13 protein-coding genes are annotated in these 21,497 nt (G+C 48.8%); 5 read left to right on the top strand and 8 right to left on the bottom strand.

Features of this window, described 5'->3' with window-relative positions:
- Window position 1 precedes the first annotated feature (1 nt).
- A complete protein-coding gene (locus M2134_RS09740) occupies window positions 2–1,165 on the top strand; it encodes a SpoIIE family protein phosphatase (RefSeq protein ID WP_280751116.1) in 1,164 nt (387 codons plus the stop codon).
- An 81-nt stretch (window positions 1,166–1,246) separates the two neighbouring features.
- Here the strand turns inward: M2134_RS09740 and M2134_RS09735 are convergent, their stop codons facing one another.
- Window positions 1,247–2,074: a hypothetical protein gene (locus M2134_RS09735; RefSeq protein WP_280751115.1), complete on the bottom strand. Its 828-nt coding sequence runs from the start codon at window positions 2,072–2,074 to the stop codon at window positions 1,247–1,249.
- A 31-nt stretch (window positions 2,075–2,105) separates the two neighbouring features.
- Complete coding sequence (locus M2134_RS09730; RefSeq protein ID WP_280751114.1) at window positions 2,106–5,024, bottom strand: ATP-binding cassette domain-containing protein; 2,919 nt, start codon at window positions 5,022–5,024, stop codon at window positions 2,106–2,108.
- 173 nt (window positions 5,025–5,197) lie between these two features.
- Between M2134_RS09730 and M2134_RS09725 the strand changes: the two genes are divergently transcribed.
- Window positions 5,198–6,337 carry an esterase gene (locus tag M2134_RS09725; protein ID WP_280751113.1) on the top strand — a complete coding sequence of 380 codons (1,140 nt, stop codon included), beginning with the start codon at window positions 5,198–5,200 and terminating at the stop codon, window positions 6,335–6,337.
- 11 nt (window positions 6,338–6,348) lie between these two features.
- Entirely contained in the window at window positions 6,349–7,470 is a 1,122-nt protein-coding gene (locus M2134_RS09720; RefSeq protein WP_280751112.1) for an esterase, read from the top strand.
- A 113-nt stretch (window positions 7,471–7,583) separates the two neighbouring features.
- Here M2134_RS09720 and M2134_RS09715 read toward each other — a convergent pair whose 3' ends face one another.
- On the bottom strand, window positions 7,584–8,738 hold the full coding sequence (locus M2134_RS09715) for an alpha/beta hydrolase-fold protein (protein WP_280751111.1): 1,155 nt from the start codon (window positions 8,736–8,738) through the stop codon (window positions 7,584–7,586).
- A gap of 270 nt (window positions 8,739–9,008) precedes the next feature.
- On the opposite strand from M2134_RS09715, the gene M2134_RS09710 reads away from it, so the two are divergent.
- Window positions 9,009–10,172, top strand: a complete 1,164-nt coding sequence (locus tag M2134_RS09710) for an alpha/beta hydrolase-fold protein (RefSeq protein ID WP_280751110.1) — start codon at window positions 9,009–9,011, stop codon at window positions 10,170–10,172.
- 39 nt (window positions 10,173–10,211) lie between these two features.
- A complete protein-coding gene (locus M2134_RS09705) occupies window positions 10,212–11,780 on the top strand; it encodes an alpha-L-arabinofuranosidase C-terminal domain-containing protein (RefSeq protein ID WP_280751109.1) in 1,569 nt (522 codons plus the stop codon).
- Between the two features lie 517 nt (window positions 11,781–12,297).
- On the opposite strand, the gene M2134_RS09700 is transcribed toward M2134_RS09705, so the two are convergent.
- The 5 genes from M2134_RS09700 to M2134_RS09680 all read right to left on the bottom strand — a co-directional run bounded on the left by M2134_RS09700 (window position 12,298) and on the right by M2134_RS09680 (window position 21,496).
- The gene (locus M2134_RS09700; RefSeq protein WP_280751108.1) at window positions 12,298–13,446 is read right to left on the bottom strand and encodes an MFS transporter; all 1,149 of its coding nucleotides are present in this window, start codon (window positions 13,444–13,446) and stop codon (window positions 12,298–12,300) included.
- A 637-nt stretch (window positions 13,447–14,083) separates the two neighbouring features.
- A complete protein-coding gene (locus tag M2134_RS09695; RefSeq protein ID WP_280751107.1) occupies window positions 14,084–14,959 on the bottom strand; it encodes a carbohydrate kinase in 876 nt (291 codons plus the stop codon).
- Window position 14,960: 1 nt separating this feature from the next.
- Window positions 14,961–16,562 carry a glycoside hydrolase family 32 protein gene (locus tag M2134_RS09690; protein ID WP_280751106.1) on the bottom strand — a complete coding sequence of 534 codons (1,602 nt, stop codon included), beginning with the start codon at window positions 16,560–16,562 and terminating at the stop codon, window positions 14,961–14,963.
- 43 nt (window positions 16,563–16,605) lie between these two features.
- Complete coding sequence (locus M2134_RS09685) at window positions 16,606–18,333, bottom strand: RagB/SusD family nutrient uptake outer membrane protein (RefSeq protein WP_280751105.1); 1,728 nt, start codon at window positions 18,331–18,333, stop codon at window positions 16,606–16,608.
- 43 nt (window positions 18,334–18,376) lie between these two features.
- A complete protein-coding gene (locus M2134_RS09680; protein ID WP_280751104.1) occupies window positions 18,377–21,496 on the bottom strand; it encodes a TonB-dependent receptor in 3,120 nt (1,039 codons plus the stop codon).
- Window position 21,497: the final 1 nt, after the last annotated feature.

Below are 21,497 nucleotides of genomic sequence, written 5' to 3'. Positions count from 1 at the left end.
TATGGCAATCAAGATACTAAGTGTAGATGACGAACAGGACCTGGAGATATTATTGACACAATACTTCAGGCGTAAAATAAAGAAAGGCGAATACGAGTTTACCTTTGTGCACAATGGGTTGGAAGCCCTGCAGGCGATATTGGCAGAGCCCGATTTCGATATTATCCTAAGCGATATCAATATGCCGGAGATGGACGGGCTGACACTGTTGACCAAGATCAACGAATTGCGCAATCCGGCCATGAAATGTATTATGGTGTCGGCCTACGGCGATATGGAAAATATCCGTACGGCGATGAACCGCGGCGCTTTCGACTTCACCACGAAACCGATCAACCTGGAAGATCTCGACATGACCATCGAAAAAGCGATCGAGCAAATCCGCTTTGTGAAAAACGCGCAGAACGAGCATCTGCAACTGAAGTCGATACAGTCGGATCTGAAGGTGGCGCGTGAGATACAGGAGACGATCCTGCCAAAAGTGTTCGAGCCTTTCCCCCATGAGAAGCGATTCGATATGCATGCCTATATGAGTGCCGCCAAGTATGTCGGAGGTGATTTCTATGACTTTTTCACGATCGACGACGACCGGCTGGGGTTTGTCATCGCCGATGTATCGGGGAAAGGGGTGCCGGCGGCAATCTTTATGGCAATCAGCCGAACGGTGATACGGGCGATTGCCCTGAACGAAAACTCGGCGGCTATGTGTATGAAGCGGGCAAACGATATCTTATGCAAAGAGAGCGTGAACGATATGTTCGTGACGGTCTTCTACGGCATACTGAACATCCATACGGGTGTGGTCACCTATAGCAATGCCGGGCATAATCCGCCTATTCTGATGAAAAACGACAAAAGCGTGTCGTTTGTGCCTCTTACGGGCGATCGGATCTTGGGTGCCCTGGACGATTCCGTGTATCACGAGAAGGAGTTGCGATTGACACCCGGCGACAGCCTGTACCTTTATACGGACGGGGTGACGGAAGCGATCAATAAAAGCGGTGAATTGTTTGGCGAAAAGCGGTTATTGGCTTGTTGTGAGGCCCTGATCGGAAAGCCTTCCAAAGAGATTATTGAAGAGGTAACGAAAAGGGTAGGCGACTTTGTGGTGGGTGCCATCCAATCGGATGATATTACCCAGTTGACCATTTCCTACAAAGGATAGTCTTTCAAATAGACACATCAAAAAAGACCTTAAAGACGTTGAAGTCCTTAAGGTCTTTTTTCTATATATAACCGTCTTTGTTTATTTCAATAATCCGTCGCGGATAGCCAGGATATCAGCATTGGCTTCGCGGGCAGCCTGGATAGAGATCGGTTGATCTTTCAGGGGAGTAAGCACTGCCGCCAAAGAGGTCAATTCCGGGTAGTAAGCGGAAAGATCGCTGGTGATCTCACCTAATACCGCTACTCTTTTTTCCATATTCTCTGATAAACCGGCTGAAGTAGCATCGCCTTTCACTACCAAAGAGGGATTAGCAAACAGACAAGCATATTCCGCTGTGGCACCACCAAGGATCTCAACGGCATAATTGATCTTATCATCATCGGCAAGCGCGGTGATCAGTTTCTTTTCCTGCGCGTTGAAGAAGGCTTGCAACTGTTCGTTTGTCGCATTCTCCGGAGCAGCCTCTTTCAGGATGTTTAATACATAGGAAATATTCAGGTCGGCAGTCAATTTAGCCAATACCGCTTCTACTTCCGCTGTTGCTTGTTTCGTTACCGATAAGATATTATAATCGGAAAGATAGATACCGCAAGCACGTGCTTTCTGAGAAGGAGTCGTCAGGTCGGCCGCCTTGGCAACCGGCAACATATATTTCAGATCGCCAACACTCACCGTTACTTCACCCGAAGCAATGCGATGAGGGATGTCAGAATTAGGCATGTCATTCAACAGCTGAATGGTTTCTGTTTTCAGCTCTTCTGTCAACAGACTCTTCGGAATGCTTCCTGCGATAACCGCAGCCTCTTCTGCTTTGGTGGCATCTTCCTTCGCTTTTTTACCACTACAGGAAGTCATGCCAAATACGACTGCCGCTATGGTAAGCAGGCTTACAATACTTTTTTTCATAACATTCATTTTAATTGTTTTATCTTGTTTTTTATTTAATCTTCCGCCTCCTGATATATATCGTGGGAAACTCTGCGAATATAGCGATTATGGCTAAAACTGCAAAAAAACCGAGAACCAATAAATTAAATTTGTGTGTCGGAACCTCATTCCCGGCAATATTCTTCACCGGCGAATAGAAGTGGGCACGCCCCCATGGGCTGTCGGGATTGAAATAGATAATACCTACCTGGGGGTAAATCCGATCGTTGCTTTCTTTGTAGAAATGCTTTGTACCGGTGTTCATCACAAGCTCTTCTATTGCCAGGTTGTGGTTGTTTTTCTTTAGGTCATTGAACCACGCAGTCGTATGATCCCGTATCATTTCTTCTTGCCGCTGATCCAGTAGGGCGGTGAAGTTATGGGCTCGTTGGTGCAACGCTTTTTCTGCTTTTTCTAAATAGGGCAGGGGCATTTCCTCCTTTCCGATGGGAGCTATACGCGCGGCGCGAGCTACGACCGCCAGTTCATTTTGTAACGTTTTCCGGATAATAGCGCTGTCTTTCCCCTCTTGATTATGAATCAGTGCGCGCATCTCGGGCAGGTGAATGCTTTCGTAATACTGCGCTTGAAACTTTTCCTTTTCGATATGAAAGAAGTGTTTGTTGTAGGCATTGCTTTTGAACTGTTCAACCACCAGCCCCTCGAACGCCCAGCGCGAAGGGATAATCTCGCCGATGAGAGGCACGATATTCTTTTCAGATGCCTTGGTGTTCAAGTCGTCAAAGCTAACCACCAGTCCGCATAACAAGATCTGAGGGATCAATAATAGCGGGATGGTGATGTAGATGGAGACAATCGAACTGAGGGTTTGCGATAGCCAAAGACCGGTCAGATTCGCCAGGAAAGCGGTCATCCACAAGACGCTCCACCAGACGCCCAACATATCGAATCCGACTCCCATAATAAGATTTCCCACCAGGATAAACAACAGACTCTGTATCCCCGATAAGACACCCAGGTAGATGATCTTGGAGGATAGGTAGCTGCCCCGGCTCAGCTGCAGGAAGCGTTCCCGCTTCAGGATGATTCGGTCTTTGATAATCTCTTCCGCGCTGATGCTAAGGCCTATAAAGGTCACCACGATGATGGCCATGAATATGTAGGAGACAAAATTCTTGTTGGCAAAAAGGGTATAGGTATCCCCCTCTACATAGCGTGTCAATAGCGCCACAATAATCGCCAATAGAGGCGCTTCGATCAAAGCCAGCGTCAGGTATTGTTTGTTGGTCAACTTTCTGCGGATATTCCTTTCGGAGAATATCATGAATTGCTTCCACCAGGGTGGTTTCTGCTGGCGGTTATCGGGCAGATGATGAGTCGCCACCCTCTTTAAGGGCGGACGCGATTCCCGGTAGCGCTCATGCCATTCCTCCGGCGTGAATTTACGGATATTGGTCGGATGTCCCGAGTCGTCGATCTTCTTCGAGTCGATGATATTCAGGATCAGTTCCGGATTGACATTCCCACAGGTGCTGCAAACGCTGATGTCCTGATCGGTATAGCGCGCCGCCTGTTTGAAATAGGTGATGGCTTCGATCGGGTTGGCGTCGTAAATCGGATAGCCCCCTTTGTCTAATAGCCACAAACGATCGAACAGCTTGTAGATATCTGATGAGGGCTGATGAATATTCACCACCACCAGGCGCCCCTGATGGGTTTGCTCTTTTAAGAGCATCATGACCTTTTCCGAGTCGGTCGACGAAAGCCCTGAGGTGGGTTCGTCGAGATATAGAATGGCCGGTTCCCGGATCAGTTCGAGGGCGATATTTAATCGTTTGCGTTGTCCGCCGCTGATCGTTTTATGCAAGGGGGATCCTACTTCTAACTCTTTGATCTCAAGTAGATCCAATTCGGCTAATACTTTGTCTACACGCTGCTCTATCTCCTCTCGCGAGAAGCCGTCGAAAGAAAACCGGGCAGTGAACCAAAGATTCTCGAAAACAGTCAGTTCCTCTATCAATAGATCATCCTGGGGCACAAAGCCGATCAACTGTTTGACCTGAGGCGAACCGATCGGATGCCCATTTACGGTAATAGCCCCCTTATCAGGTGTGATATTCCCGTTCATGATATTTAATAGCGTGGATTTGCCAACCCCGCTACCCCCCATGATCGCCACCAATTGCCCCGACCGCAGATCGAAAGAGAAGTTGTGCAGCCCGTTCGAGCTGTTTTGAAAGCAAAACTCCACCTCTCTGCCGGCCAGATGAACCACCTCTTTTTTCTCTTTTGTATTGAAGACGGCCTGTAGGTCGCTATGGTACACAGGCAAAAAGAGAGGCCCTTTCACAACACTGCTATGCTGCCAGGCATAAAACATATGGGGCGTAAGCGGAATATCGTTCATAAACACCAACTCATGCCCGTAGTAGGTGAAAATGTATGTGTCAAAGCGTTTAATGAAATAGACAAGGAAATGTCCCTCCAATCCTTCCCGATACAAATGATTTTCCCGCGAGGACGATTCCTTGCCATCGATCAATAATAAAGCCGGAGAACCACTTCCGGTTACAAAAGAGAGTATCTCTTCGAATTCCGCGGCAGAGAGGTTGAATATCTCCGCGACAAGGCGAAATATATGCAGGTGGTTTTCCAATTCATCACTGTTGGTATAAGCAAATTCCAGGAAACGCACCAGCATGAGAAATTGCTCTTCCGTTGTTAGCTTCATCTTCATCTGCGCGCAGATATTCCGAACAACATCTTCTTTGTTGACAGCAATCAGATCGTCATCGTAGACGCTTCGCAGTTCTTTGTAAAGCTCGATGTATTCTTGGTGTGAACGTACGCCGAAATGGCTTGAGAGGTAGGCATGTACGGCTTGTATGGCTCGCTTATCCTCTATGTGTACCATAGAAGCAAAGAGAGCAAACAAATTAAGCAAACCGTTCAGGATACTTTCATTCATGGGTTGAATACCAATTTATAAGATATCTCCGCAAATTTACATAGAAAATGTTATCCAAATAGATAATTTAGAATTTATCCGCTTGGAATGATAAATAATCCACCTGTTTCCTTTTTGTATGTCTTACGTTTGTATCAGTGATTTTTTGTTTATACTATTAATACCACTAATTTATGAAGAAGACATTGATTTTGAGTGTTGTATTTTGTCTCTTTATGGTCGGATGCGGCCAAAAAGAGGCAAATGACGGGCGTCCGCGCCGCCTGTCGATTATCTCGCCGGAGGTACATGCCGACCATACGGTTACCTTCCGTTATCTGGCGCCCGATGCCAAAGAGGTAAAGGTCGATCCTCAGTTTATGGAGGGCATGGCCAGTATGGAAAAAGACGAAAATGGCGTATGGAGCGTCACCTTAGGTCCCATCGAACCGGATATGTATCCGTATGGTTTTGTCGTTGACGGTGTCACCGTGATGGACAACAACAACCCGTTCTATTTCGAGAACGAACGATTCAAAGGCAGCATCGTCGATATCGAAGGAGATTCACCGCTGGTACATGCCATCAAGGATGTTCCTCATGGCACGGTCAATTATGACTATTACCCATCCGACGTTTTGGGTACTACCGGGCGTATCTTGGTGTACACCCCTCCCGGCTACGACGAAAACCCGGATCAGGACTATCCGGTGTTCTACCTGATCAGCGGTACCACCGACACGGATGAGACCTATTTCAAAGTAGGACGCGCCAACTTTATCTTCGATAACCTGATCGCTCAGGGATTGGCTAAGCCGATGATTGTGGTGATGCCGTACGGTAACCCCGCCGCCTATTTCGACGCAGGCGACCCACGCGGCATGGAAGCCGGCCGTCGCTTGAACGACGACTTCCTGCAGGTGATGATGCCATACGTTGAAAAGAACTACCGCACGATCAACAATGCGGATAACCGTGCCATCGGCGGGTTCTCAAGAGGTGGCAACCAGGGCTTAACGCTCGGCATGAACAACCTCGATAAGTTCTCTTACCTCTGCTCGTATGCCTCTTTCGCAGGCAACGTGGCCGAATTCGAGAACCTGTTCAAACACTTCATCCAACATCCGGCACAGACCAATCAGCGCATCAATCTGTTCTGGCTTGGTGTAGGAACCGATGACTTCCTGTATGATAACGCGAAACTTTTCATGGATAAACTGGAGAAAAACGGCATCGAAACCACTACGATGATCACCGGTGGCGGACATACCTGGATGAATGCCAAGTTGTATCTGGCAGAATCTGCCAAGCTTTTGTTTCAACATAAAAAATAAAAATAGAACGTATGAAAAGAATAAATCTCCTATTGATATACAGCCTGGCATGCCTGTTTTTCTTCGCGGCGGACGCTCAGGCACAGATGATGAGATACCAAATCGTATCGCCTGAAGTGCATAAAGACCGTACGGTCACCTTCCGTTACAATGCGCCCGAAGCGACAAAAGCAGAACTCAGCGCGCAGTTTCTGAAAGAAAATCTCCCGATGACCAAGGATGAGAATGGCATCTGGAGCGTTACGACACCGCCTGTGGCTCCTGATTTATATCCTTACAACTTCATTATCGACCAGGTGACGGTAAACGACCCGAACAATGTCCTTATTTTCCCGAACGAGAAATTCAAAGGCAGCCTGGTGGATGTGCAGGGCGATACCCCGCCGACTTATGCTGTATTGGATGTGCCTCACGGAAAAATATCCTATCGGTTCTACACCTCTAAAACGTTGAACGACACCCGTCCGTTGGTGGTCTATACCCCTCCCGGATACGATCCGAATGACAAAAGTAAAACCTATCCGGTGCTTTACCTGATACATGGAGCGACCGACACACACGAGACCTGGTTTAAGGTGGGACGTGTCAATTTCATTCTGGACAACCTAATCGCTCAGGGCAAGGCAGAGCCTATGATTATCGTTATTCCTTATGCGAATCCACGCATGACCTATGCCGGTAAAAACATCGAAGGTAATCCGGTTGATTTCACCGACGAACTTATCAAAGAGGTTATCCCCTATACGGAAAAAAATTACCGCGTTCGCACCGATGCCGACAGCCGTGCCATCGCGGGATTCTCTCGTGGCGGTTCTCAAACGCTGAATGCGGGTCTTGGCCATCCGGAATTGTTCCATTACATCTGCCCGATGGCTCCGGCTGTCAACGCACAGCGCGTGGATGAGAGCTTCAAAAACGGCACGTATGCCTCAGTTGATGTGTTGAAATCCAACCTGAAACTGCTTTGGCTGGGTTGTGGCACGGAAGACTTCCTGTATGAAGGCGCCGTTGGCTTTGCCGCTAAAATGGACGAACTGGGTGTCCCCTACGAAAAGAAATACACCCCGGGCGGACACACTTGGATGAACTGCCGTATATACCTGTACGAGATAGCTCAAAAGCTGTTTAAGTAGCCCTGCCCTTTCAGAGTGGATCAACGTATTGATTCCATTCCATTAAAATAGTAAACCCGGCATACCTCAAACGAAGGTATGCCGGGTTTACTATTTTTTTGACAATCAAACTTTTATTTGAAAAGCTTCGAAGCCATACTATGCAATGACTTACGCCATACCTGCCATTCGTGGTCGCCAGGGAAGGTTTCGAAGGTGACGTTCAAGCCATATTCTTTGAACAGACCGATCTGTTTTCGGGTGGCATCGATACGCATATCCTGTTCGCCTACCGATATATAGAGCAATTGCAATTGCTCGTTGAACCGCTTCGAATTGGTCAGTAAACCGGGGATCTCTTTTTCGGCATCGAACGCCGGCGTATCTTGCCGGGCAATGCCTCCGAATATGCCTGAGCTGAAAATACCTACGGAACCAAACAGGTCGGTGTTCTGTAATCCGGCGTAGAATGCTTGCCCACCACCCATCGACAAGCCGGCAATGGCACGGTTCTTCTGATCGGTCAATACCCGGTAGTTGGCTTCCACGTAAGGAATGATATTCTTTGTCATCTCATGGATAAAAGGCTCCATGCCTTTTTTGTTGTATCCGCCTCCGCCCCGGCTGACATTGCCGTTGGCGATCACTACAATCATCTTTTCCGCTTTCCCGTCGGCAATGAGGTTGTCGAGTATGGTGGCTGTTTTTCCCTGAACGGCCCATCCCCGGTGGTCTTCGCCTCCGCCATGTTGAATGTAAAGCACCGGGTATTTCCGGCCACTCTCTTTGCCATAACCCGGTGGGGTGTATATATTGATCGGGCGCCAGCTATCCGTTTCATTCGAATAATAGTTCGTGGAGCGTATGACACCGTGGGGCACATCCCGCAAGGCGTAGAAGTCGCATCCCGCTTCGGGCACATCGATCGCGCTGCTCATCTTCCCGCATCCGTAGAACGATTCGCTGGCCGGATCAGACACGCTAACACCGTCGACGATCAGGAAATAATAATGAAAGCCCGGCACCTGCGGATCGGTCGTGCATGTCCAAAAACCATCAGCGTCCTTTTGCATATCATATTTCTTCCCCAGGTCGAGCTGCACCCGTTGCGCGTCGGGGGCTTTCACTCCGAACATAACCCGCAAATCGGGCAGGATTCTCGGATAGGATTCTGCGTTGATATTGGTCTCTGCCGCTATGCCCGGCAACCGATTCTGTCCGAAGGCGACATTGGATAGGGCAACGAATAGGAGCATTATAAGCATCCTGCATTTGGTGGTGTGATTCATGATGTGATTTGTTTGATTATGTTGTAAATTCTATAAGATACAATTACTCATTTACAAACTTAGGAGCTATTTCCGGCTTCGGGGATTGTTATTCTTTCTAATTGGCGGACTTTTCTATTTTTTGCTTTTGCTCGCGATGATAGCGTTTCGTCCACCAATAAAGTCGAATCGTCCTCCATGCTCTTCTGTTCTTTCTCTACATTAGCTTGCGATTTCGCATGTGCGTAAGTTTTTGATATACCAACAATTTATTTATCTAATATCTATTTTATGAAACGATTCATACTGATTTCTTTTTGTTTGTCGTTAGCTTGCTTTGTCATGGCACAGGGCGGGTTTGCAGAGGAGGAAACGCTTCCCGGGAACCCTTCGGAGACAAATGTCAGGGGGGCGAAATATCCCCGTATCCTTTCCGACAACAGTGCTGTTTTCCGGATCAAAGCGCCTGAAGCACAAAAGGTGCAGGTACGCATTGGGCGGGATTATGATATGACCCGCGACGCGGAAGGCGTATGGACTGCCACAACAGCCCCTTTGCGTTCCGGTTTTCATGCCTACTCGTTTGTGATCGACGGGGTGGCGTTTAACGATCCGGGCACGGACACCTTTTTTACCACCGGACGTTGGATCAGCGCGATCGAAGTGCCTGAGGCCAATGTCGATTTCTACCATATCAAAGAGGTGCCCCATGGCGATGTGCGCCGTGCGCGCTATCTGTCTGCCGAGTCCGGCCAGTGGCGGCAGTTGTATATTTATACCCCTCCGGCATACGATGCCGATCCGAACAAAAAATATCCGGTACTCTACATACAGCATGGTGCCGGCGAGAACGAATCGAGCTGGAGCACGGCCGGTAAATTAGATATAATTATGGACAACCTGATCGCCGACGGAAAAGCCGTTCCGATGATTGTGGTGATGTCCGACGATTACCTGGTGCCCGATATCGGGAAAGGTTATAACACCCCTTCGACCAATGCCTTTTTCGATATGTTCGCTCGCGACCTGTTACATAGCATTATCCCTTTTGTTGAAAAGCATTACCGTGCGATACCCGACAGAAGGCATCGTGCCCTGGCCGGGCTGTCGATGGGCGGAGGCATTACATTTCGTGTTGGCTTGAACAACCTGGACAGCTTTGCTAATGTTGGTGTGTTCAGCACCAGTGCCCTTCGTGGGAAAGGGGAGGATATCTTTGACATAGAGGCGCAGGTACCGGGATTACTTTCGAAGCCGGCGCATTTCAACAAACAGCTCGATCTATTCTATATCTCTAACGGAGAGCAGGATGGCTCGTATAAATACACAATAAAAACGGTAGAGACACTTCGTGCTCATGGGGTAGAAGTGGAGCTGAAAACCTTTCCCGGTGTCCACGAATGGCAGGTATGGCGAAAGGCATTACATGACTTCGCACCCCGTCTCTTCCGATAACGACTGAATCCATTCATTCATTAATAAATAAAGTATCTTATGAAAAAAGTAGTATTTGTTACGTTGGCACTTCTGATGTCAGCCGGTTTAATTTCCGCACAGCAGGCAAAAATCAAGATTGACGTGGACCGTACGATCGGTGAAATCGATCCGAATCTCTATGGTAACTTTGTGGAACATTTAGGTCGCTGTGTCTATGGTGGTATCTACGAACCAGGCTCGCCTCTCGCGGATGAGAATGGCTTTCGGAAAGATGTCATGCAAGCGGTGAAAGAGTTGAAAGTGCCCTTGACACGTTATCCGGGTGGTAACTTCGTGTCTAACTACCATTGGCAAGACGCGGTAGGTCCCGAACGAATCCCTCGTATGGACTACGCCTGGCAACGCCTGGAGACCAATAAATTTGGTACCAATGAATTTGTAACCTGGGCAAAACAGGTGGGTACGGAACCCTATTTCGCTGTCAACCTGGGCACCGGCACCATCGAAGAGGCACAAGGATGGGTAGAATATTGCAATGCCGATGGCGGTTCGTATTATTCGGAACTGCGCAAAAAGCATGGCTATCCGGAACCACATAACATCAAATATTGGGGACTGGGCAACGAGATGGATGGCCCGTGGCAGATGGGACATCTGAATGCAGAAGACTATGTGAAGAAAGCCCGCGAAGCAGCGAAGCTGATGAGGCTGGTATCCCCGGATATCAAACTGATTGCTGCCGGTTCATCGCATTATTCACGTGAAGCCAATCCCGACTACTGGAACCGCACCATCCTGGAAGGACTGGCCGAACAGATTGATTATATCGCCCTGCATATGTATGTGGGCAACCTGAACGATAACTATTATAACTTCATCTCGACCCCGATGGTGATGGACAGCCGCACACAGGTGGTTCGTGGCATGATTTACGAACAGGTACAGCGTATGAGCCGTCCGAAACCTATCTACATCGCCTGGGACGAATACAATGTATGGTATAGAGCACGCACCGGCAAAGACGCGGTAGGCGAACGCGCGTTGGAAGAGCATTACAACCTGGAAGACGCCCTGGTGGTAGCCGGTTTCCTGAATGTGTTTGTGCGCAATGCCGATATCGTAAAAATGGCCAATATGGCACAATTGGTGAATGTGATTGCACCGATTTTCACCAGCGAAGAGGGCATGTTCCTGCAAACGATTTATTATCCGTTGCAACTCTTTGCTAACCACATGAAAGGCACCTCCCTGGATGTATTGGTAAGCTGTGATACCTATAATACCCAGCAGTTCGATAATGGTATGAACGAACGCTCATCGCAACAATCCAATGTGCCTTACCTCGATGTGTCGGCAGCGGTCGATGGCGATGATATAACGATCTGCGTCGTGAATCGTCATAAAGACAAGGCCATTTCAGCGGATGTTCTTTGCCAGGAAGGCAGCTTCCAGGGTGCTTTTGAAGTGTACGAAGTGAACGGTCCTGATATCAAATCGATGAACGACTTCGGAAAAACGCTTGTTGAAACGAAGAAGAAAAGCGATATCAAAGCGAAAGCTGATAAATTTACCTATTCCTTCGCCCCGCACTCGGTGACAATGATCAAAGGGAAAGTGAAAAAGTAATAGCTTACTTCCCCCTTTTTTGGTGAAAATCCCAAAATGCAAAGTGTAAGCAAAATCGCCACTTTGCCGTACAATATGATACGTTAAAAAGTGTTACTCGCCCGACTAATTTTAAAAACCCCTACGTTTTTGAAAAATTAGTCGGGCGTTTTTGACAAAATGTAAGTTTGGCTTAGGCCGATCTTCGATTCGCTTAGCACAGCGTAAAGCAATACAAAAATGTTGGTTGGCCATAAAAAAAAGGGGAAGAACCTTCCCCAATCTCTTTAAAACAGAAAAGACTGTCATCCCGACAGCCCAATCTTCATTGTTAACCTTAAATCTAATACCATGAAAAACACAGTGCAAATATAAGGCATTTTATGCTACAAAACATAACTTTCCGACATAAAATGCACGATATTTGCATTATTTAACACAAAACATGTTTTGAAGCATAAAAAACACCCCGATAATCTCAAAAAAAGACTATCGGGGTTTACAGACTGATCAAGACTGAACAAGATCAATCCATACACTATTTCTTTAAGCGGGCAGCAAACAGCATAAGATAGACCACCCCGATTGCCATCACCAACAACGCACCGGCCTGGCTGTGCATCGCATCGGAAGCAAATCCCATTACCAAGGGGAAGAGAGTTCCGCCAAACAATCCCATAATCATAAGCCCCGACACCTCATTCTTCTTATCCGGCATACGCAATAGAGCCTGCGACATAATGATCGGGAAGATATTGGAATTACCGAAGCCGATCAATGCGATACAGATATAGATCGCATAGAGATCGTTCAGGAAAAATAAGCCGCCGAATCCCAACGCCATCGAGAGGGCGCTAAGGATGAAAAAGGGCTTCGAAGAACATTTGGCCAGGATGAAAGTGCCCAGAAAGCAACCGATCGTGCGGAAAAGGAAATAGACACTGGTCGCATACACGGCATCGTGCAACGACATACCCAACCGTTCGATTAACAGCTTCGGCGCAGTCACATTGGTACCGACATCAATCCCGACATGACACATAATACCGAGGAACGACAATAGGATCATCTTATCGCCCAGGAGCGCAAAGCATTGTCCGAAGGTTGAGGCTTCGCTTTTCTCGTCGTCCTCCCGGATAGCGGTCATGCCCAGAAACAGTACAGCTGCCATGGCTACCACCATGAAAATGGGGAACATAATGCGCCAATTGTCGAACTGCGTCGCGCCCCAGCTGGCAATCAACGGGGTGATAAACGAGGCGATGGCTTTGATGAACTGGCCGAAAGTAAGCGAACTGGCCAATCCTTTTCCCGACACCACATTCGAGAGCAATGGATTGATCGACACTTGCATGATGGCATTCCCTATCCCCAACAGGGAGAAAGAGAGTAACATACCGACAAACGAGTAATTCACAATCGGTATCAACAGAGAAACGGCCGTGACCGCCAGGCTCAATAACACCGTCTTCCGGCGTCCAATTCGGTTCATCAACATACCGGTTGGCACCGAGCATAATAGGAACCAGAAGAAAACCATCGACGGGAATAGATTGGCCATACTATCCGACAATCCCAGATCGTCTTTCACATAATTGGTGGCCGTGCCGACCAGATCCACAAAACCCATGGCAAAGAATGCCAGCATAAGGGGGACAAGCTTGAAAGCTATATTTTTTTCTTTCATTGTTTTAATTATTTAAGTATCATTTATTCATAATTATTTTGTATTTCGCTAAGCGTAACTGTTAGTGGTTGCGCTGATCTTCAAATTTTGGGAAAATTGGAAGGTGGGGAGCGCGCTGCCAGCGCGAGATTATGCATAACCGTATGCAAGCGTAGCGCAGCTTACGGTATAGCGACTCCCTGTCAGTCAAGCGCCGCAGGTGCGAGATCCGCCATAATCCCGCCCCATGCGGGGCTTTTTATATAGATGATTCACTACCGTAAGCTGCGCTACGCTTGCATACGGTTATGCATAATCTCACGCCTGCGGCGTGCATCCCCGCAACCTTTCTCCTTTCCTTGCATCTTCCAATTTTGGAAGATGTGAAGATACTGAAGTCCGGAAGGACTTATACTTGGATAACCCCGTGCAAGCCGTCAGGCGCAGCTCGGGGTGGGTTGTCGCAGAGACACGAGCTCCGTAGGGGCTCAACAGTTGACCTCCTACGGAGCTCATTATATAGATTTACCTCCACCCCGAGCTGCGCCTGACGGCTTGCACGGGGTTATCCAGGTTGAAGCCCTTCCGGGCTTTCTGCAAATCTTCCCCTTTCCTCCTACTTGAAAATCAACGCCAGCCACCGCTTAACAATTAACAATTAACCATTAACCATTAACTCATACGCCGGCCAGGCCCCCTGCTGTGTACATACAAACGCGGCTATTTCTACCGCTTTCTGATGCGATTCGCTCAGCGATTTACCGGAAAGGATAGAATAGATAAAAGCACCCGAGAAAGAATCACCTGCACCGACCGTATCGGCCACCGTCACACGTGGAGTCGGGATAGTCGACTTTTCGGTTGTCGAATAAATGGTGCTGAACTGACTGCCGCCGGTCAATATAAGGTAACGCAGATCGAAACGTTTCATAAACCAGGCGCACACCTCGTCGTCGCTTCCCTCCAGGGCGAACATCGGACGCAACAACAGCAATTCTTCATCGTTCAATTTGAATACGTTTGCCTTTTCCAAGGAAGACTCGATCAATTCCTTACTATAATAATGTTGTCGCAGGTTGATATCGAAAAAGCGAAGCGCCTCGGGCCGCGCATACGACATCAGGGTAGAGATCGTTTCATGCGATACCGGCGAGCGTTGCGCCAGGGTGCCGAAACAGATCGAGTCGGCTCGTTTCACCAGGTCGATAGCCTGTTGTGTGAGTGGCAGATAGTCCCAGGCAACCCCTTCGATAATCCGGTAGGTAGGCGAGCCCTCGTGGAGCTCCACCAGTACGCTTCCTGTCGGATGCTCTACCTTCTCAATGTAATTGCAGATATTGTTTTTCTCCAGTTCCATGATGATCTCCGTACCGAAAACATCATTTCCCACCGCGCTGATGGCACAGCCTTCGGCTCCCATCTGGGTAGCATGGTAGACAAAGTTGATCGGAGCACCGCCGGCTTTCTTCTGATCCGGGAACACATCCCAGAGCAGTTCCCCGAGTCCTACGACTAATGGCTTATCTTGTTGCATATTACTTGGCTTTGTCTGATGATACGTCCTGTTTCCAGATGGAACTCAATTGGGTAATTGAGCCTTTAGTCAGTCCGATCACTCCGTCCTGCGTGAACAGTTCCACGGTGTTGAACGGCTCGGAAGGGTAAAAGGTATTCGTCAAAACAATGCGATTACCTGCGGCAAAGAATTCAACGGAAGAGACATCAACCAACAGTTGCCAGTCGACCTGCGGACTGTTAATGATATAGGGCGCGCCATGCAGGCTGGCAAACGACGGAGAGAAGGTCTCGCCGGTAGCATTGGTACGGTCCACATAGAACACCTTATTCAGGTTATCGTAGCCAATCGCTATATACTCGCCCTTTTCATTTTTCAGACGGATACCGTATTTGGTCGCAAAGTTCATCTGGGTATTATTCTCCTGGTTGAAGCGCAGATTGATTTCAAGCGGCGCTGTTTCAAAGGTGATCAGATCGGACAACAGGAGGGTCTTATTGATGGTGGTCGGTTGTATGTCTACGGTTTTTTCCCGCAGGCGATCCAACTCTTTCACCGGGGTAGAGGTCAACAGGTAGATCGAACCGTCTTTCACCAATCCCATCTCACGCGGGAAGGTGGCGGCTCCGCTCCATACCGTAGTCGGTTCATGCCCGGCATATTGCCAGTTATTCATCCAACCGATCAGGATTCGGCGGTTGTCGGGCGCGTCCGACCAGGTCACACCGGCGTAATTGTCTTTTCCATAATCCATCCAAAGCGTCTCTTTTTGATCAGAAACGAACTGCTTCCCGTCGAAATCGCCTACAAAATACTGCGAAGCCGATCCACCAGCCGGGCCGCCCGGGTTGATATTCACGATAAGCACCCATTTCTCTTCGTCGGAATTCGATACCTTCAACGGGAATAGGTCAGGACATTCCCATACGCCATCGTGGTTGCCTTTTCCGCTTCCAAATTCACTCAGCTCATGCCACGCCAGGCAGTCTGTCGAGCTATAGAAACGGATCACCTGCCCGGAGGCTACGCTCATGATCCATTGCTTGGATGCCTCGTGCCAGATCACTTTCGGGTCGCGGAAGTCGCGGATGCCAGGGTTCTTCACCACCGGATTCTTGGCATACTTCGTCCAGGTGCGTCCTTTATCCAGACTGTAGGCGATCGCCTGCGACTCGATATCGATCTCGCCGGCTTTCTCTTTCGCCATATCGTGATAGGTGAAAAAAGCGATCAATGGAGGGTTCTCTATTGTACCTAAGCCCGAGCTGTTGTTCGTGTCTACCACCGCGCTACCGGAAAAGATATATCCCATCTCATCGGGGTAGATCGCGATCGGCTGGTGTTCCCAATGAACCAGGTCGCTACTGATCGCATGCCCCCAGTGCATAGGTCCCCACTTTGTATCTTCCGGATAGTGCTGGTAGTAAAGGTGGTATTCGCCTTCATAATAGACCATGCCGTTCGGATCATTCATCCAGCCGGAAGCCGGAGAGAAATGGATCTGCGGGCGATATGATTCCTGGAATGCCAGGTTTTCTTTCGATTCGTTCTGTTCACCCTTCTGGCTGTTGCAGGCAGCCAACAGGCAACAGCCAATGATTACTAATGTCAGATGTTTCATGATATATTGTTTTTTGTGTATGGATTAATCTTATTCATATTGTTTATTCCCATCCGTAGTTTTGCTGATACAACTTCTTGCTGAAATTGATCTGCGCTTTGGGAATCGGGAAATATTCATCGCGGTTTTTAGTAAATTTCGCCTCCTGCAGGTAAGCACCACGGCGTACCTTCTCTACGGCCAGGTATTCGTTGACCGTCTCCGAAGCAATGCCCCAGCGTACCAGGTCGAAGAAGCGGTGTCCCTCCTGGGAGAATTCCAGGCGACGCTCGAAGCGCAATGCTTTCCGGGCAAAGTCCTGTGTCCATGCCGGGCAATTCACGCCGGGCTGATAGGTTGCTACATGGAACTTGGCTATCGCATCACCCTGCACATCGACCAGTTTCGCTGTGCTACGGCCGGCACGCTCCCGGATCGCATTGATCAACGGCAATGCCTCATCCTGACGACCCAGTTCGATCAGGGCTTCCGCCTGCCACAACACGACATCGTCGTAACGGATCACATCCCTGTTCTTGGAGCTCGACATAAACGGATCTGCCTTGGCAAAGCAGGGGCAATCGGGCAATACAGTCTCTTTCATCGACATAAACGGCCCGTAGGTTTGAGGGCTGCGGTTCCAGTCGGTCTGGAAAATAAACTCCGGATTGTATTTGTAAGGCAATCCCGGAATAGCCACCGTATGATTGAGGCGCGGGTCGACATTGTTCTCCAACAGATCGTCGGGCGTCGTGATACTCTTTTCATTGAATGTGTCTAACAACGGCAGCCCGCTGGCATCCGTACGGAAAGCATTCACCATATTCTGTGTTGGCTGATGGAAGCCGCAGCATCCGTATTCAGGATTCATCGGATAGTTAAGCATCGCACCCCAGTCGAGGCGTCCGCGCAACGTACCGTCGCTATGCGAATGTTGGATGGCAAAGATCGATTCGGGACCGTTCTCTGTTTCGCACAGGAAGTTGTCGGCAAAGTCGTTCGATAGCGCGTAGCTGCCTCCCAACTCTTTGCATAAAGCGGCTACCTCTTCCAATTTTGTCTTGTTTATATTCACCACATTATGCTTTTCATCCTGTTCGTAAGCCGAGAAGAGCAATGCCTTGGCCAGGTAGGCTTTGGCCATACCTTTGTTGGCGCGTCCTTTGTCCTCGTTGTTATCCGGCAGGTTTTCCGCAGCAAAACGAAACTCCGCTACGATCTTATCCCATAACTCCTGGCTACTATATTCCACATTGGAGATATTGATATACTCCTCTGTCGGAATGGTTTCATCGACAAAAGGCACCTGTTTGAATAATACCTTCAGTTCAAAGTAGTAATGCGCACGCAGGAAACGCATCTCTGCTTCGCGGATCTTCTTCTTCGGATAGTCACTTTCGGAAGCAGCTACGATACGGCCCAGGGCATCGTTTGCGCGGGCGATGTTGATGTATTGCCCATACCATTTCTGATCCAGGTAACCCAGGTCGTCGCGCATATAGACAAATGTCTCGAAGGTATTGAAGTCGCCCATATCACCCGGGCCGTCGCCTCCTTTGTGGGAGTCGCCGCTGCGCAGGTCGCCATAGGGCCAAAGCGCATTCATGCCCCGTTGGTAGTTATCGTTCCCCAGAGAGGAATAGGCCGCAATGACCATTTTTTCTATTTCAGCCGGTGTATTCAAGGCTTCCGAGCCGGCCACTCCTTTAGGTGATTCGTCCAGAAAAGAATCACATGCCGCCATGGGAAGTAATAAGGCGGCCGATATGGTTATGTATTTTAATGTTTTCACGTTACTAATTATTAATGATGAATGATGAATAAAGAATGATGAATTAAAAAGAGACATTCAACCCAAACGTAAACGACCGTGGCACCGGATAGGCAAAACGAGGTGTTTCAGGATCGACACCGGTGAAGGCATCTTTGCCCCAGTTTTTCTTGAAGGTCAACAGGTTCTGCCCGGAGATATAGAGACGGGCACTACTTATGCGTGCCGCTTTCAACAGATGTTCCGGCAGGCGATAGCCTATTTCCAGGTTAGCCAATTTCAAGAAAGAGGTGTTTTCCACAAAGTAATCCGAGGTGCGGATCTCATTGTTCACATCACTTCCCGACACAGCCGGAATGGTCGTGTTCGTATTATCAGGACGCCAGCCGTCCAACAGGCGTGTTCCGTAGTTCTGTCCGCCGAAGAATCCATAGAAATCGGTAAACTCTTTCAACCAATTGTAGGTATACGATCCGACCTGTCCGTTCCAGAACATAGAGAAATCGAAATTCTTCCAGGAAGCAGCTACATTCAGTCCATACAGGAAATCGGGATCTTCCGTACCCAGCCAGGTGCGGTCTTCGTCGTTGATCTTATTGTCGCCATTCAGATTTTTGTAACGGATGCGTCCGAGGCCTTTACCGGGTTGATCCACATGGGCATCGACCTCTTCCTGCGTCTGAAACAGTCCGTCGGTCACATAGCCGAAAAGCGATTTCCAGGGGCGTCCCAGAATCGTCTGGTCGTTGCCGTTACCCGGATAGGAGTTGATTACATCTTCCGGCAATTTCGTGATCTTGTTGCGGTAGCTGGCGATATTGCCTGTCACGGCCAGATCCACTTCGCCGATCTTTTGGTTATAGGTCAGGGCAAATTCCAATCCCCAGTTCTCCATGCTGGCACCATTCACATAGCTGTCGCCGCCAAAGCCGATCGTAGCAATGTAAGGAGGCTTCACCAGAATATCGTTTGTTTCTTTAAAGAAGTAATCGACAGATCCGACAAACTTCTGATCGAACAGACCAAAATCGATACCAGCATTATGCTGTGTGGTAGCTTCCCATTTCAGGTTTTCGTTCGGACGTTGGGTGCGGATAAATCCGGAAGGCAGGGTTCCCTGGTTGTTTCCGTAAATATCATAAGCTGTTCCCTGATCGCGTTCCCAGGTAGGATCGGTATAGTAGCGAGCCTGATACAAACCGTAAGCCGCGTAGTTGTCGATCTCCTGGTTACCGGTCATCCCCCAGCCATAACGCAGTTTCAGATCTGAGAATACACTCTTCGCTCCTTCAAAGAAGCTCTCTTCGGTCAAGCGCCATCCCAATGAGAAGGCGGGGAAGGTACCCCAGCGATTGTTTGCCCCGAAGCGCGACGAACCATCGCGACGCAGGGTGAAGGAAGCCAGGTATTTATTGTCATACACATAGTTGACCTTACCAAAGAAAGAAGAGAGTGCATAAGAGGTAGCGCCACCGCTGTTACGGAAGTTAACCTCTCCGGCAGAGAGATACATATAGTCGGGCGATTCCAATACAAAGCCATCGCGTCCTGCCGACATATCTTCAAACTGATATTTCAACATTTCCTGACCCACCAGAATATCGATGGCATGCTTTCCGAATGATTCTTTGTAGTTCAACGTATTACTCAAAATCCAGTTGCCACCGTAGTTGGCATGTGTGTCCAGGCGTGCCGTCTCATCCGAGAGGAACCCCGACTGATAGCTCTTTTGCATATAGCGTTGCCAGAAGGCGGTGTAGTCGATACCCAATTTCGAGCGGAAATTCAATCCTTTCAATATCTCCACATCCAGGCTGATATCACCAAACAGACGAACCACATCTTTGTAGTTATCTTTATTGTCTTCGATCATACGCACCGGATTCTGCCGGTCGCTCATATTGCTGGCAGGACCACCCCAGCCGCCTTCCATATCGTGGACTGGCACCAAAGGCTGAATCAGGCGTGCCCGGTCTTGCAGGTTGGCCGCGTCGAGAGCAGACTCACGCGTTTTCGACACCGAGAGGTTTTCACCAATCGTCACACGGTCGTTAAACAATTTATAATCGCTGTTGATACGTGCCACGATACGGTTGAAGTATGAACTCTTGATCGTTCCGCTATTGCCGTAATAATCCACCGAGAAAAGTGCGCGTCCCTTCTCATTCCCGTTGGTTACGGTCACATTGTAATTCTGAATGAAACCGGTGCGGCTGATCTCTTTCACCCAGTCGGTATCGGTCGCTTCCATGGTGGCCACGCCGCCGACATACAGGTACTCAGGCAGATTCACCCTGTTCAACACGGGGTTTCCATTGGCATCTTTGTTCCAATCGAATGTATAGTTACCATAGTTAGGGTCGATCTTATCGGTCATAGCCGCCAGCCACTGTGCCTGTCCGCGCTCTTCGGCATTCAACAGATCCACCGAACGTTGCCATTGGGCAGCTGTCAGGGAGGCACGGAACTCTACATGTGTTCCGCCGGCTTTCCCCTTTTTCGTGGTTACGATAATCACGCCGTTAGCCGCACGCGAACCATAGATACTGGCTGCCGAAGCATCCTTCAATACCTGGATGGATTCGATATCCGACGTCGCAATCTCATTCATCGAGCGCGTGCTCGGCACCCCGTCGATGATATAAAGCGGACGGCTATTGCCTAAGGTAGAGACACCGCGCACCTTCACGTCAACGTCGCCGGTCGGATTTCCCGTATTGGTGATGTGAACACCCGGCACACGTCCCTGCAACGACTGCATAGCATTGCTGGTATTGATGGTCTTCACCTCGTCCATCTTCACCACAGACACCGCACCCGTCAAGTCGGCCTTTTTCTGGGAAGAGTAACCGGTTACAATCACATCGCCGAGCTGCTGCACATCTTCCGCTAATAGAATCTGTAGAGGAGCCGCGTTGTCGATAATGATCTCCTGCGTGATATAACCAATGTAGCTGATCTGAATGGTCGCTCCTTTAGGAACATGCAAGGTGAACTTCCCGTCCAGGTCGGTCACATTACCATTCAACGTACCTTTTTCAATAACAGATGCACCGATAATCGGGTAGTCATCCGTCGCCGAGATAACAGTACCCTGCACGGGTATCTGCTGCGCATAAACCACTTGTGCCAGGAATAACAGCGTTATCCAGACACATAATTTACCAAGAGGTGATGTTTTCATA

The organism is Parabacteroides sp. PM6-13 (genome assembly GCF_029892605.1).
GTDB lineage: Bacteria > Bacteroidota > Bacteroidia > Bacteroidales > Tannerellaceae > QVMG01.
The sequence above is the reverse complement of the archived record's forward strand: the minus strand, read 5'-3'. Positions and strand labels throughout refer to the sequence as shown.